Here is a 14,663-nt window from a genome sequence, read left to right as displayed (position 1 = left end):
CCTCACCCATCAAACCCCAAAATCACCTCGAGAAACGCATCCCCATAGCGCTCGAGCTTCGACTGTCCGACGCCGGAAATGCCGAGCAGCTCCTTGTGCGTGCGCGGCCGCTCGGTGGCGAAGGCGATCAGCGTCGTGTCGGGGAAGACGACGTAGGGTGGGACGCTGAGCGAGCGGGCGATCGCGGTGCGCTCGGCGCGCAGCGCCTCGAACAGCGCGTCGTCGGAGCCTGACAGAACCGAGCGCCGCTCGGCTTGCGCCGCCCTCTTCGGCCGCCGTTCGGAGGCCGGGCGGTCCTTGCGGAAGAACACCTCGCGCTCGCGCTTGAACACGGCGCGCGCGCCCTCCTCCAGCTTCAGCGCGCCGAAAGCCCCGTGGTCGACGCGCACCAGGCCCATCGCCAGAAGCTGGCGGAACACGGATTGCCAGGTGCGCGCCGCGATATCCTTGCCGGCGCCGAAAACCGGCATTTCGGTGTGGCCGAAGCGCTCGGTCTTTTCATTGACATTGCCGATGAGGACATCGACCACGTGCCCCGTGCCGAAACGCTCGCCCGTGCGATAGATCGCCGCCAGCGCCTTGATCGCCGCATCCGTCCCATCCCAGGTCTCGACCGGCTTCAGGCAGGTGTCGCAGCCGCCGCAATTGCCGGCATGGCTTTCGCCAAAATGCGACAGGATCGCCTGCCGCCGGCACGACGCCGTCTCGCAGATGGCAAGCAGCGCGTTGAGCTTGGAGCGTTCCACCCGCTTGATCTCGTCGGCCGCACCGCCCTCGTCGATCATCCGTCCGCGCTGGATCACATCGGCCATGCCATAGGCCATCCATACCTCGGAAGGCAGACCGTCGCGCCCGGCGCGGCCGGTCTCCTGATAATAAGCCTCGACGGAACCCGGAAGATCGAGATGCGCGACATAGCGCACGTTCGGCTTGTCGATCCCCATGCCGAAGGCAACTGTCGCGACGAGGCAGAGATCCTCTTCCTTGAGGAAGGCATCCTGGTTGGCGTCGCGCACGGCACGATCCATGCCGGCGTGATAGGCAAGCGCGCGGATGCCCTGGCCGTTCAGCCACTCCGCCGTATCCTCGACCTTGGCGCGCGACAGGCAGTAGACGATTCCGCTATTGCCCTTGTGGCCGGCGAGAAACCGCAACAACTGCTGGCGCGGCTGGTCGCGCTCGACGATTTCGTAGCTGATATTCGGCCGGTCGAAGCTGGTGGTGAAGATCTTTGCGCCATTGAGCCCAAGGCGGGCGGCGATATCGTCACGCGTATGCGGATCGGCCGTCGCCGTCAGCGCGACGCGGGGAACGCCGGGATAAAGCTCACCGAGCTTGCCGAGTTCGCGATATTCGGGCCGGAAGTCGTGGCCCCACTGAGAAACGCAGTGCGCCTCGTCAATAGCGAACAAAGCGATCCTGGCATTGCCGATGATATCGCGGAACCCGTCCATCAGGATGCGTTCCGGCGTCACGTAAAGCAGGTCGAGATTTCCCGACGAGATCGCCCGGCGAACCTCGACATATTCCTCGCGCGTCAGCGACGAGTTGAGCGCGGCCGCGCGAATGCCGAGCTGCTTCATCGCCTCCACCTGGTCGCGCATCAGCGCGATCAGCGGCGAGACGACGATGCCGACGCCATCGCGGCAGAGTGCGGGGATCTGGAAGCAGAGCGACTTGCCGGCGCCCGTCGGAAACAGCACCAGCGCATCGCCGCCATCAACCACATGCTCGACGACCGCCTGCTGCTTGCCGCGAAAGGCCGGATAGCCGTAGACGTGGTTGAGAATGCCGAGCGGCGTGCGCTCGGCGCCAAACAGCGCGTCACCCGCTGAAAACCGTGTATCCGCCGCGTCCATCAATGGCTCGCAGCCCCTTTGACGCGACCCGAGAGCACGCCGAAGCCATCGATGATCGCTTCCTGGTTCTCAAGCCGCAGGCCCTCGAAATGAACCTCCTGCAGCGCCCGCATCAACTGGTCGATCACCTCTTCATTGCCGCTTTCGGTGGCCTCGGCGATCTCTTTCTCCAGCTCGATCTTCTGCCAGCGCAGCGCCTTGGAGCGCTTGTGGAAGGCGAGCGCCTGGCGATAGCCCTCGCGCGCATCTTCCATCGCAGCCTGCTCGGTGGCGATCCATAGCCGCGCATTGCGGATCTGCTGCTCCAGCGTCTGGATCAGCCCGCCAAAACCCTGCTCTTCCAGCCGCTCGATCAGATAATCGCGTGTCAGATGCGGACCGGCGACAGCCGCCGCGGCCCCGAGCATGCCCGACCAGAGCCGCTGCAGCTCTCGGCTGTCGTAATCGATCGAGGCGATCTCGTCATACTCGTCCTGCATCAGCGCCGGATGGTTGACGACGGTCAGCGCCAATACGCTCTCGCGCAGCGCCGGCGTCTCCTGGTGGCCGCGCACCAGCCCGGAGCGGGCCAGCCGATCGGAAATACCGCCGCCGGAAACACGCGCACCGCGCGGGCCATCGTTTCCGCGTCCGCGCCCCTGGCCACCGCCACGCTCGAAACCGCCGCGATCGAAGTTGCGCCGTTCGCCGCCGTCGCGGTTCTGGAACTGCGGCCGGAAGAAGCCATTCAGCCGGTCGCGCATGTCCTGCTGGTAGTGCCGGCGCACATCCTCGTCGGCGATGACGGCCACCAGCTGCCTCAGGCGCGCCTCGAGCTCGGCCTTCGCCTCCGGCGTCTCGAACGAGCCGGTCTTCAACTCGCGGCCCCAGATCATCTCGGCAAGCGGCTTGGCCTGGCTCATCACCTTGTCGAACGGCGCCCGCCCCTCGTTGCGCACGAGATCGTCGGGGTCCTTGCCGTCAGGCAGAAGCGCGAAACGCACGGTGCGTCCCGGCTTGATATGCGGCAGCGCCAGATCGGCCGCTCGGTTGGCGGCACGGATACCGGCGCCGTCACCGTCGAAGCACAACACCGGCTGCGGCGTCATCTTCCAGAGCAGCTCCAGCTGGTTTTCGGTGAGCGCCGTGCCGAGTGGAGCGACAGCGTTCTCGACACCCGCCTGATAGAGCGCGATCACGTCCATATAGCCTTCAACGGCAATGATCGTGCCTTCGCCGTTGGCGCCCTGCGTCGCGCGCCGCGCGCGGGCGAAATTGTAGAGCACGTTGCCCTTGTGGAAGAGCTCCGTCTCGTTGGAATTGAGATACTTGGCCGGCGCGTCCGGCGACATGGCGCGACCACCGAACGCGATCACCTTCTCGCGCGACGACAGGATCGGGAACATGATGCGGTCGCGGAAGCGATCGTAGGAAACGGGAATCTCCGGCCCGTGCACGACCAGCCCGCAGGCCTCGATCTGCTCCTTGGACGCCCCCTTGCCTGCCAGATGCTCCTTCAACGCATTGCGGCTGTCGGGGGCAAAGCCGAGACGGAAGGTCTCGATCGTCCGCCCCGTCAGCCCACGGTCGCGCAGATAGGCGCGTGCGCGTGCGCCGTTCGCCGTCTGCAGCTGGTCCTGGAAGAACTGTGTCGCCATCTCCATCACGTCGAGGAGCGTCGTGCGCTCCTTCTCGCGCTTCTCCATGGCGGGATCGGCGACCGGCATCGCGACGCCAGCCATATCGGCGATCGTCTGCACAGCCTCGGGAAAACTCAAGCCTTCGAGCTCGGTCAGGAAGCGGAAATGGTCGCCGGTCACGCCGCAGCCGAAGCAGTGATAGCGGCCCTTGCGGTCCTCGCAGTGGAAGCTCGGCGACTTCTCGCCGTGAAACGGGCAGCATGCCCAGTAATCAGCGCGCGAGACGTTGGTCTTGCGCTTGTCCCAACTCACACGGCGACCGATCACGTCCGAAATCAGGACGCGGTCGCGTATCTCGTCGAGAAAGGAGTTTGAAAAGCGCATTTCTACCTCTTGGCTATCCTCCATATAAGCAAGTTCCCGGGCGCATGCCACGAACTTTGGCCGATAGCCACGCTATACACAGGTTGCTTCGACGACCGGCGCCCTACAACGCGGCCGCCTGAAACTTTCAACAAAGCGTGACTGTCAGAGCCGCTCGTCCACCGGTCGCCACCGGGTTTGCAGGAAAGCCGACACAAACCGCGACGTGGCGCCCGCGCTCCCCACAAATAAAACAAGGGCTTACGACCGAGACTCGAATCCGACTGAGAGCCGGACACGGTAACTGGTGTTCGCTTTAAGGCGGCAATTCCCGCCAATTATTATTTTTTTGTAATTTGAATCCGATGCCGCATCGCAATAACGTCAGTCTCAACAAAGCGATCCCCTCGCAAGGCACCATCCCTACCCCCGGCGCCGCCTTGCAAGGGTGCCTTTGCAAATACCCGCTGATGAGGACCCAGGTCCTGCGTCGTCAGCCGGAGCAAAGAGCAAGAAGGCAGGAACGCCCCCAGTTCCTGCCTTCTTTAATTTCTACCTAACGTTTCATATTGTGGATTGTGGCTGCCTATCACAGGCAGATTCCACCAGCAATTGATTGACAGTCGTTGGTCGCAAGTCCAATGAAGGCGGCAACTTCGGATGGTTGCCAAGCATGCCACATAAGGTTGAAGAATTTTTAGAGAGTGACGCATTTTTCGCGTTGGTTCTGGAATTCGCGCGCGAAATGCTCGCGATCTACCGCGAAAGCCCACGCATCGCGTCGATATTCGCCGCCCAGCAACGCTGGTTGATGGCGCAACTTGGATTCGCGCTTTATTTCGGCTACCCCGATGATCCCAAGGGTGGCCTCTATTCCGGCCGTTTCATTTCATTCGCCATCGAAAAGAAGATCGCCAGCCGCAACACGGCCGCCGCCTTCATGCAGGAAATGCTTGCCTATCGTTTCCTGCGCCCAGTCGAAAGCCCGTCCGACAAGCGTACGCGCCTGCTGGAGCCGACCGAAACGGCGCTCGAGCATTTCCACAAATGGCTCGCCGCCCACCTGATGATCCTCGACAACCTCGATGGCGGCCACCGTCTCGAGGCGGCGATGAAGGATCCGTTGGTCTTTGCCCGCATGCAGCCGCTGATCGCCAAGGGCATCATCGACAGCAACGCGGTGCGCGATCCCGGCGCGACCTACAATCTTTTCAACTGGGCGAATTCCGGCGGCCTCGTCATGGACTTGCTGATGACGCGGATAACCTCGTTCGACAAGTCGATGGAGCGCGTCGCGATCGGAAGGCTGTCGCTGAAGGAGATCCGCGACCAGTTCATGATCTCCAACACACATCTGAAGCGACTGCTGTCGCAAGCAGCCGAGATGGGCAGCATCGGCTGGTCCGAAGCCTCGTTCAAGGGCGAGACCTGGATGTCTAAGAAGTTCGTGCGGGAATATTGGGGCTATCAGGCCGCGAAGTTCGCCGTCATCGACGCGGCAGCCGCAAGCGTGCTCGGGCCCGCGGTCCCGAAGACCGCGCGCCTCGCCTGAGTGGGAATGACTTGATCGATCAGTTCAAGAGTTCCTTGACGGCGCCGGACGCCTTGGAGAAATCCATCTGCCCGGCATAGCGCTCCTTGAGCACCGCCATCACCTTGCCCATGTCCTTCGGACCAGCGGCACCCGTCTCGGCGATGATCGCCGCGATGTTGGCGCGCACATCCGAATCGGAGAGCTGCTTCGGCATGAAATCCTGCACCACCTTGATTTCGGCACGCTCCTTGGCGGCGAGCTCCGGGCGGGCGTTCTCGTCGTAGATCTTCGCCGATTCGTCGCGCTGCTTCACCATCTTGGCCAGGATCTGCAGGATTTCGTCGTCGCTGGCCTCTTCCTTGCCGGCACCGCGATTGGCGATATCGCGGTCCTTGATCGCGGCCTGGATCAGGCGAACGGTCGAAAGACGCTCGGCATTCTTGGATTTCATCGCATCCTTGAGGGCGGCGGCGAGTTGATCGCGCAACATCATAAACACTCCTGTTTGAATGCCGCTTCATAAACCAGACGAATGCGTGGGATCAAATAAATTGCGAAACGCGCGACATAAAGCGGCAGAAAACCCTTAGAATCTGCGGTACAAAGATTGACCTCAGGAAATAGCGTGGCTATTTACCGCCACCTGCACCAAAATTCGTGATCAGGCCTGAGAGCGCGCGCTTTGCCGCGCGTACACGCTTGCGAACCAAAATGGCCGGCCAACGTTGCCCAAGGACGTCTGGCGGCCGGAAACGGGATGAAGATGACCGCGACAGCACCCTGGACAACCGAAAAGCCGACCGCCCTGCTCGTTCTGGCGGATGGCACAGTGATCGAAGGCAAGGGCATCGGCGCGACCGGCAAGGTCCAGGCCGAAGTGGTCTTCAACACCGCGCTGACCGGTTATGAAGAGATCATGACCGATCCCTCCTACCTCGGCCAGATCGTCACCTTCACCTTCCCGCATATCGGCAACATCGGCACCAATAAAGAAGACATCGAAGACCTGACGCCGGCGGCACGCCACGGCGCGGTCGGCGTCATCTTCAAGGCCGACATGACCGACCCGTCCAACTACCGCGCCGCCAAGCACCTCGACGCCTGGCTGAAGGCCCGCGGCGTCATCGGCCTCTGCGGCATCGATACCCGCGCGCTCACCGCCTGGATCCGCGAGAACGGCGCACCGAACGCCGTCATCGCCCACGACCCGAACGGCGTCTTCGACGTCGACACGCTGAAGGCCGAAGCCAAGGCCTGGAGCGGCCTCGAAGGCCTCGACCTCGCCAAGATCGCCTCCTCCGGCCAGTCCTCGCAATGGTCGCAGACCCCATGGATCTGGAACGAAGGCTACGGCGAACTGAAGGCCGAGGACGCCAAGTACCACGTCGTCTGCCTCGACTACGGCGTCAAGCGCAACATCCTGCGCCTGTTTGCCGGCCTCGACTGCAAGGTCACCGTCATGCCGGCAACGACGAGCGCCGAGGAAGTGCTTGCCATGCAGCCCGACGGCATCTTCCTGTCGAACGGCCCGGGCGACCCGGCAGCAACAGGCGAATACGCCGTTCCGGTCATCCAGTCGCTGATCAAGACGGATATCCCGCTCTTCGGCATCTGCCTCGGCCACCAGATGCTGGGCCTGGCACTCGGCGCCAAGACCGAGAAGATGCACCAGGGCCATCACGGCGCCAACCATCCGGTCAAGGACCACACGACGGGCAAGGTCGAGATCGTCTCGATGAACCACGGCTTCGCGGTCGACACGAAGTCGCTGCCCGAAGGTGTTGAGGAGACTCACGTTTCGCTCTTCGACGGCACGAACTGCGGCCTGCGTGTTTCCGGCAAGCAGATCTTCTCCGTCCAGCATCACCCGGAAGCCTCCCCCGGCCCACAGGACAGCCACTACCTCTTCCGCCGCTTCATCAACATGGTGCGCGAGAAGAAGGGCGAAGCGGCACTGGCCGAACGCTGAGCGAATAAAAAACGACAAAGAGAGCGGCGCCACGGCGCCGCTCTTTTCATATTAGGCCTTAGGCATGGTCTTGCCCTCATTTGTTAACAGCAATTTAAGGCCGGCATTTCATGATCCGCACCCAGGCGCGCGCAACGTCGGCCGAAGGTGCCATCGATGCAGGAAAAGAAGCACATAGCCAGTCTCGACGGCTTGCGCGGCATGGCCGCCGCGGCAGTGGTCTTCTCGCATCTCGACCTGATCTTCCCCTCGCTGGCGCCCTTCATGATCACAGGTGTCGGCGGCCGGGCGGTCGCCATCTTCTTCGCCCTCAGCGGCTTCCTGATGGCCTATCTCTATGGAGACCGGCCGATCAGCCGCAAGGCGGTAGCCGACTTCCTGGTCAGCCGCTTCTCGCGCATCTATCCGGTCTATCTGGTGGCCGTGCTTGTCGTCGCGGTTCTATCGAGCATCCCGGGCTTCGACTTCATCAACCCGATCCACGGCAGCAAGGAAATCCTGCGCCATATCCTGCTCTTCGGCTCCACCGGCGTCTTGTGGTCGGTCCCGCCGGAGATCCAGTTCTATCTGCTCTTTCCGCTAATCTGGCTATTTTTCAGCAATACCAGGCGATACCAGGCAATCGGCGTCCTGCTTGCGGGCTTCCTCGCTGTCGACGCGCTAGACGGCTTCTCAGGCCCCGGCATCCTGCTGGTCTCGAAGCTCGCGTTCTTCCTTCTCGGCGCCACTGTCGGCCGGCTCCAACCGCTATTGAACGACCGGTTGGATGGCATCACCACGGGCATATTGGCGCTGACGCTGCCCTTCTTCATCCTGATATCGAACCACCTGTTTCCCAATGCTGACAACGCCTGGGGACTGGCGCCCGCCTTCGCCGCCGCGCTCGCCGTTCTATTGGTGGCGCAGGAACATCGGATTTCAGCAGCCGTCTTCGCCGCTGCCCCGATGCGCTTTCTCGGCAAGATCAGCTTTTCGCTCTATCTCTTTCATGAGCCGGTGATGTTCCTGATGCGCAATGTGCTGTCATCGGCACTGCCGCTTGCGATCGTCGTCCCGGCGGCACTCGCCGCGGCCCTCCTGATCGCCTGGATCAGCTACGAATGCATCGAAACACCGGCCCGCCGGGCGCTGGTATCGCGCTGGCATGAACGCGGATCGAAGGCCCTCGCCAATCCGCAGCCGATACCCGCTGCTGAGCGACGCCAGGTTTAAACCTCGCGCCGCATCAGGATGTAGAACCGCGCACAGAGCATCAGCGCAGCCGTGAACAATCCGATCAGGAAGCCGAGCCAGATGCCGATACCGCCGAGCCCCAGCGGAAACGCCAGCGCCCACGCAAGGAAGAAGCCGATCGGCCAATAGGCGATCAACGCCAGGATCATTGGCACGCGCGCATCCTTCAGCCCGCGCAGCAAGCCGTTCGCGATCGCCTGCAAGCCATCGACCAGCTGGAACAGCCCGGCGATCACGATCAGCGGCCCGGCATATTCAAGCACCTGCGGTGCCTCGGCCGAGTGCGTGTCGAGGAACCAGCCCGCGAAGAAACCGGGCATGATCGCAAACAGCAACCCGCCGACCGCCGAGATGACGCAGGCAAGCGCCGATACGGACACGGCCGCGCGCACCAGTGCCACGCGATCCCCCTGCCCGTGCGCGACGCCGACCCGGACGGTCGCCGCCTGCGACAGGCCGAGCGGGATCATGAAGGCGATCGATGCCCACTGCAGCGCGATACCGTGCGCGGCAAGCTCGATGGTGCCGATCCGGCCCATCAACAGCGACGCCATCGTGAACAGGCTGACTTCCGCAAGGATGGTGACGCTGATCGGCAACCCGAGGCGCACAACCTCGAAGAAGGCCTTCCAGTCCGGGCGCCAGAAGCGAACCAGGATCTCGTAGCGCCGGGTTTCCGGCCGGCTCTGGACGTAAGCGAGGATGAAGAAGAAGCCCGCCGTCTGCACCAGAACCGACACGATCGCCGCACCGCGCAGCCCCATGGCCGGCAGGCCGAAATGGCCGAGCACAAGCACATAAGCAAAGACGGCGTTCAGCACCAGCATGGCGATGGTGACATTGAGGATCACCGCCGCCTTGCCGATGGCGCTGACAAGCGAGCGCAGCACGTTGTAGAGCAACCCCGGCAGCACCGCGAATTGGCCGATGACGATATAGCTATGCGCCAGCGCCGCCACCTCGGGCTTCTGCCCGGCCGCAAGCAAGATGTGCTCGGAATTGAAGAAGGCCGGCAGCATAAGCACCCAATAGGCCATGACCACCCACAAGCCCATGCGCAGCGATCGGCGCACGCTGACGACGTCGCCGCGACCATAGGCCTGCGCCACCATTGGGATGACGGCTATCGAAAAGCCAGAGCCGAAGACGAGGATCGTGAACAGGAATTGGCCGGCGAGCACCATGGCCGCCAGATGCTCGGCGCCGAGCCGCCCGACGATCATCACGTCGGTGGTGTTGATACCGAGCTGAGCCAGCTGCGCACCGATCAGCGGCACGCCGAGCGCCAGCGTCGCGCGGATATGCGCGCTCCAACGGTTATCGGTTACCGGCGCCAGCTTTCGCGCGTCGATCGGCGTATCCATGACGGTGTCCTGTGAGTTGATGCAAATGGCCGCAAATCGCGACAATATGACCAAGGCTCTAGCCGAAATCCCGAGGAAACGACACCCAAAAACATGCAGGTGATGAAATATTCATCATCACATCATCGATTCTGATCGATCACTCGGCCGCCTGACCAAGCGCCTTGTCTGTCTTTGATATACGCACCCTGAGAAGAAACACCAGCGTGGCGATCAGGATGAAGAATGCGGCCATCAGGAACGGCGCGCCGGCGAAGGTAACCGGCGCATCCGGCTTGGTGAAATAGCCGAACATCTGCGTGAAGATCAGCGGACCGATGATCGTCGTGATGCTGGAAAGGCTTGTCAACGCCCCCTGCAGCTCGCCTTGCGCCGAGGGCGGCACCTTGCCGGCGGCAATGCTGCGAAGCGGCGGATCGGCGATGTTTTCCATCACGGTCAGCACGATGACCGCATAGACCACCCATCCCTCCCAGGCAAAGGCATAGCCCGTGAGACCGACCACCGAGAAGCAGAGCCCGACCACCGCCGTCTTCCACTCGCCGAGAACGGGCACGATCCTCGGCAGCACCAGCGCCATGACGACGGCTGCACCGATCCCGTAAATTCCGAGCGATAGCCCGATCTCGCCCTCGCTCCAATTGTAGCGATAGCTGGTGACGAACGACCAGACAGCAGGATAGACCGCATGCGCCAACCAGAACAGGAACATCACGGCGGCGATCCACCCGATCCCCGGATAGTTTCGCATCTGCTTCACTGCGCCGAGCGGGTTAGCACGCTTCCATTCGAAACGGCGCCGGTTTTTCGCGTCGAGTGTCTCGGGCAGCAGGAAGCAGGCCGCGACGAAATTGAGGAACGACACCGCCGCCGCACCATAAAACGGCACGCGCGGCCCGAACTCGCCGAGGAAGCCGCCGATGACGGGACCGACGGTAAAGCCGACGCCAAACGCGATGCCGATGAGGCCGAAATTCTTGGCGCGGTTTTCTTCGTTGCTGATATCGGCGATATAGGCCGAACACGTCGCGAAACTGCCGCCGCTCAAGCCGGCCAGCATACGCCCGATGAACAGCATCCAGAAGCTGGTCGCCACCGCGCAGATCAGATTGTCGATCGCGAAGGTCAGAACCGAGAGCAGCAGCACCGGCCGCCGCCCGAAGCGATCGCTCAGATTGCCGAGCAACGGCGCGAACAAAAACTGCATGCCGGCATAGACGACGAGCAGCCAGCCGCCATCGAGCGCCGCATCGCTGACGGAACCGCCGGTAAGCTGCTCAAGATAAACAGGCAGCACCGGCATGATGATCGCGATCCCGATCACGTCGAGAAACAGGATCATGAAGACGAGGAAAAGGCCGCGGCGGACGAATTTCGGATCGAGCATGCGAGGTCTCTACAGCTGCTTGTTTTCTGAAAAGACGATCTCATCGCCGCCCGTTCTACATACTGCAGGCAAAATAACGAAACAATACGTGAACATTTCAATTGTTTTGATAGGCTCACGACTTCCGTTGATGGCGAACCGGAACAAAGCGCGCACCTAGCGCTGTTTTTGTGGTTCCGCCTTGATGAAGTCGACGAAGGCGCGCAGCGCCGCCGGCATGTGGCGACGGCTGGCGTAATAGAGGAACGGTCCGGAAAATTCGGTCACCCACTCCTCCAGAATGAGCTCCAGCCGCCCTGCCCCGACCTCGGGCATCACCACCTCCTCGAAGGTGCGCATGATGCCGAGCCCGGCGACGGCGGCTCCGACCTCGATTTCGATCGCATTGGCCGACACCTGCCCCGTCGGCGTGATCATCAGCGTCTCACCATCCCGGTCGAATTCCCACGGCGTCGCGCTCGTGCCGCTCAGGAACCGGTGGATGATGCAATCATGGTCGATAAGATCGCGCGGATGCTGCGGCACGCCGCGACGCTTGAGATAATCGGACGACGCGGCCGTCACATAGCGCTGCCGGCGCGGGCCGATCGGCACCGCGATCATGTCGCGCTCCAGCCGCTCGTCATAGCGAATGCCCGCATCATAGCCGGCGCCGAGCACATCTATGAAACTGTCCTCGCCGATCACCTCGATCCGCACCTTCGGATAGGCCTTCAGAAAACGGTTGATGATATCGGACAGAAAGGAGCGCGCCGCGATGGTCGGCACGTTGAGCCTGAGCGTGCCCGATGGTCCCTCGCGAAAACTGTCGAGCTGCCCGAGCGCGGAAGCGACCTCCCCCAGCGCCGGCGCCAGCCTCTCCAGAAGCCGCTGCCCGGCCTCCGTCGGCGTCACGCTGCGCGTTGTCCGGTTGAGAAGCCGCACACCAAGCCGCTCCTCCAATCTTCTGAGGGAGTCGCTGAGCGACGACGCCGAGACACCCCGCTTGCGCGCCGCCGCGCGAAAACTGCGCTCTCTGGCGATTGCCGTAAAGGCATCGAGGTCGCTGAGTGGAAGATCATCCATTGTGCACTTTCCCGCACGATCGGCTCAAATTGAGCCGAACTATCGCACAAGGATACACGAGACGAAAGCCGGTGGACGCGGTCCCGGAGCCGGGACCTGCAACCGTCAGACCGGGCCGGAGAAGGTGTCGCAGGCCTGCATCTGGCCGGTGTCGAAGCCGCGCTTGAACCATTTCACGCGCTGCGCCGAGGTGCCGTGGTTGAAACTCTCAGGCACGACATAACCCTGGCTGCGCTTCTGCAGCGTATCGTCGCCGATCTGCTGCGCCGCGTTCAGCGCCTCCTCGAGGTCGCCTGCTTCCAGGATACCCTTCTGCTGGGTGAACTTGCCCCAGATCCCGGCGAAGCAATCGGCCTGCAGTTCGACGCGCACCGACATCTTGTTGGCATCGGCCTCGCTCATGCGCTGGCGCGCCTCATTGAATTTGGGCAGGATGCCGAGCAGGTTCTGCACGTGATGGCCGACTTCGTGCGAAACGACATAGGCCTCGGCGAAATCGCCCGAAGCGCCGAACTTGCGGCTGAGCTCGTTGAAGAATGCGGTGTCGAGATAGACCTTGCGGTCCTGCGGGCAATAGAACGGCCCTGTCGCGGCGGATGCAAAGCCGCAGCCCGACTGCGTCTGGCCCGAGAACAGCACCAGCTTTGGATCTTCGTATTCACGGCCCATCGATTGGAAGATGCCCTGCCACGTATCCTCGGTCTCGGCGAGCACCGTGCGCACGAAGGCGGTCATCTCGTCGTTGGCGGGGGTCTGGCTGCCGCTGGACTGGCTCTGCTCATAGCCCGGGCCACTCGACATGCCGCCATCCATCACCTGCAGGAGGTCGATGCCCATGGCCTTGAAGATCAGATAGAGCACGACGAGAAAGATGATGGTGCCGATGCTGAGCCCGCCACCGCGCCGGCCCATGCCGCCGCCGGACGGAAAGCTGAAGCCGCCTCCTCGTCCTAATCCACCCATGGAAGGATCACCGCGACGATCCTCGATATTGTCGGACTGACGCCGGCCTTTCCATTCCATGATGATCTCCCCGCAGAGACTGCTTGCTCTCTCATCTCTTATATATCCGGGGGAATGGGAAATTCCAGCCGATTTCAACCACGCGTATCCGCCCTTCGCGGCCACGACAGGCGCTTGACGCGCGCCTTGCTTTCGCCCCTTCTGCACGAGGGAGATATCGGAGGAGAACTGGGCATGAAGGCAGTGCGGCTGGAAGCAATCGGGAAACTCTCGCTCAGCGAGGTGGAAAAGCCCAGCCCCGGTCCGGGCGAGCTGCTGGTCCGCGTCGAGGCCTGCGGCATCTGCGGTACCGACAGGCACCTGCTTCACGGCGAATTCCCTTCCCGCCCGCCGATCACGCTCGGCCACGAATTCACCGGCATCATCGAGGAGATCGGCCCCGCCGTCAGCGGTTTTCGAAAGGGCTTGCGCATCACCGGCGACCCGAACATCTCCTGCGGTCAATGCGACCAGTGCCAGCGCGGCCGCGTCAATCTCTGCCGCAACCTCCAGGCAATCGGCATCAGCCGCGACGGCGGCTTCGCGGAATATGTGATCGTCCCGCAAAAACAGGCCTTCGCCCTGCCCGATGACCTCGATCCCGTACACGGCGCCTTCTGCGAACCACTCGCCTGCTGCCTGCACGGCGTCGATCTGGCCGAGATCAGGACCGGCTCGTCTGTGGTCGTATTGGGCGGCGGCGTCATCGGCCTGCTGGTCGTGCAACTCGCGCGCCTTGCCGGCGCCACCGACGTCGTGCTCGTCACCCGCAGCGCCGACAAGCGGCGGCTGGCCGAAAGACTCGGCGCGACGGCGACCGCCGACCCTGGTGATGGCGACATCATCAAACACATCACAGCGCCGGATGGCCTGCTGCCCGGCGGCGCCGATGTCGTCATCGAATGCGCCGGCGTCGCCGAGACCGTCGAGCAGGCCCCTACCCTTACCCGTCATGGCGGCACAGTCGTGATTCTCGGCGTCATGCCGCAAGGCGCGAAAGTGTCGATCGAGCCCTTCGACCTGCTGTTTCGTGAAATCAGGCTGATCGGCTCCTTCATCAACCCCTTCACCCACAGGCGCGCCGCCGACCTGATCGCATCTGGCACGATCAAGGTCGAAGCGCTGATTTCGCGCCGTATCGGGCTTGGCGAGGCGGTGGAAGCGATCAGCAATCCGGCCCGTCCGGGCGAGATTCGCGCGCTCGTTTTGCCGGGCCTCGGCTAGCCCCTTCCGATTCCTGTCGATTCCGTAAATTATGGGGTTCCGTT

General features: G+C 62.7%; 11 protein-coding genes. 4 read left to right on the top strand and 7 right to left on the bottom strand.

From position 1 onward, the window contains the following. Positions 1-2: 2 nt before the first annotated feature. Together recQ and dnaG are read right to left on the bottom strand one after the other, a co-directional pair. Positions 3-1,859, bottom strand: a complete 1,857-nt coding sequence (gene recQ / locus D460_RS0105150; protein ID WP_018897446.1) for a DNA helicase RecQ — start codon at positions 1,857-1,859, stop codon at positions 3-5. After that, entirely contained in the window at positions 1,859-3,862 is a 2,004-nt protein-coding gene (dnaG, locus tag D460_RS0105145) for a DNA primase (RefSeq protein WP_018897445.1), read from the bottom strand. Before dnaG ends, recQ begins: the two co-directional genes overlap by 1 nt. A 652-nt stretch (positions 3,863-4,514) precedes the next feature. Between dnaG and D460_RS0105140 the strand changes: the two genes are divergently transcribed. Beyond that, positions 4,515-5,393 (top strand): hypothetical protein, encoded by an 879-nt coding sequence (locus D460_RS0105140; protein WP_026282806.1) that lies wholly within the window; start codon positions 4,515-4,517, stop codon positions 5,391-5,393. A 19-nt stretch (positions 5,394-5,412) separates the two neighbouring features. Here the strand turns inward: D460_RS0105140 and D460_RS0105135 are convergent, their stop codons facing one another. Next, positions 5,413-5,865: a GatB/YqeY domain-containing protein gene (locus D460_RS0105135; RefSeq protein WP_026282805.1), complete on the bottom strand. Its 453-nt coding sequence runs from the start codon at positions 5,863-5,865 to the stop codon at positions 5,413-5,415. A 273-nt stretch (positions 5,866-6,138) separates the two neighbouring features. On the opposite strand from D460_RS0105135, the gene carA reads away from it, so the two are divergent. Beyond that, the gene (gene carA, locus D460_RS0105130; protein ID WP_026282804.1) at positions 6,139-7,344 is read left to right on the top strand and encodes a glutamine-hydrolyzing carbamoyl-phosphate synthase small subunit; all 1,206 of its coding nucleotides are present in this window, start codon (positions 6,139-6,141) and stop codon (positions 7,342-7,344) included. A gap of 156 nt (positions 7,345-7,500) precedes the next feature. Next, complete coding sequence (locus D460_RS32595; protein ID WP_018897441.1) at positions 7,501-8,556, top strand: acyltransferase; 1,056 nt, start codon at positions 7,501-7,503, stop codon at positions 8,554-8,556. On the opposite strand, the gene D460_RS0105120 is transcribed toward D460_RS32595, so the two are convergent. The 4 genes from D460_RS0105120 to D460_RS0105105 all read right to left on the bottom strand — a co-directional run bounded on the left by D460_RS0105120 (position 8,553) and on the right by D460_RS0105105 (position 13,416). Beyond that, positions 8,553-9,941 carry an MATE family efflux transporter gene (locus D460_RS0105120; protein WP_018897440.1) on the bottom strand — a complete coding sequence of 463 codons (1,389 nt, stop codon included), beginning with the start codon at positions 9,939-9,941 and terminating at the stop codon, positions 8,553-8,555. The genes D460_RS32595 and D460_RS0105120 overlap by 4 nt on opposite strands. Before the next feature lie 139 nt (positions 9,942-10,080). Then, a complete protein-coding gene (locus D460_RS0105115) occupies positions 10,081-11,328 on the bottom strand; it encodes a tetracycline resistance MFS efflux pump (RefSeq protein WP_018897439.1) in 1,248 nt (415 codons plus the stop codon). A gap of 156 nt (positions 11,329-11,484) precedes the next feature. Continuing rightward, positions 11,485-12,393, bottom strand: coding sequence for a LysR family transcriptional regulator (locus tag D460_RS0105110; RefSeq protein ID WP_018897438.1), 909 nt, complete (start codon positions 12,391-12,393; stop codon positions 11,485-11,487). A gap of 105 nt (positions 12,394-12,498) precedes the next feature. Further along, complete coding sequence (locus tag D460_RS0105105; protein WP_026282803.1) at positions 12,499-13,416, bottom strand: neutral zinc metallopeptidase; 918 nt, start codon at positions 13,414-13,416, stop codon at positions 12,499-12,501. A 174-nt stretch (positions 13,417-13,590) separates the two neighbouring features. On the opposite strand from D460_RS0105105, the gene D460_RS0105100 reads away from it, so the two are divergent. Next, a complete protein-coding gene (locus D460_RS0105100; protein ID WP_018897436.1) occupies positions 13,591-14,619 on the top strand; it encodes a zinc-dependent alcohol dehydrogenase family protein in 1,029 nt (342 codons plus the stop codon). The last annotated feature ends 44 nt before the right edge of the window (positions 14,620-14,663 follow it).

It is taken from the genome of Rhizobium sp. 2MFCol3.1, from assembly GCF_000377565.1.
Lineage (GTDB): Bacteria > Pseudomonadota > Alphaproteobacteria > Rhizobiales > Rhizobiaceae > Rhizobium.
This window is presented reverse-complemented; position numbering and strand designations above follow the sequence as displayed.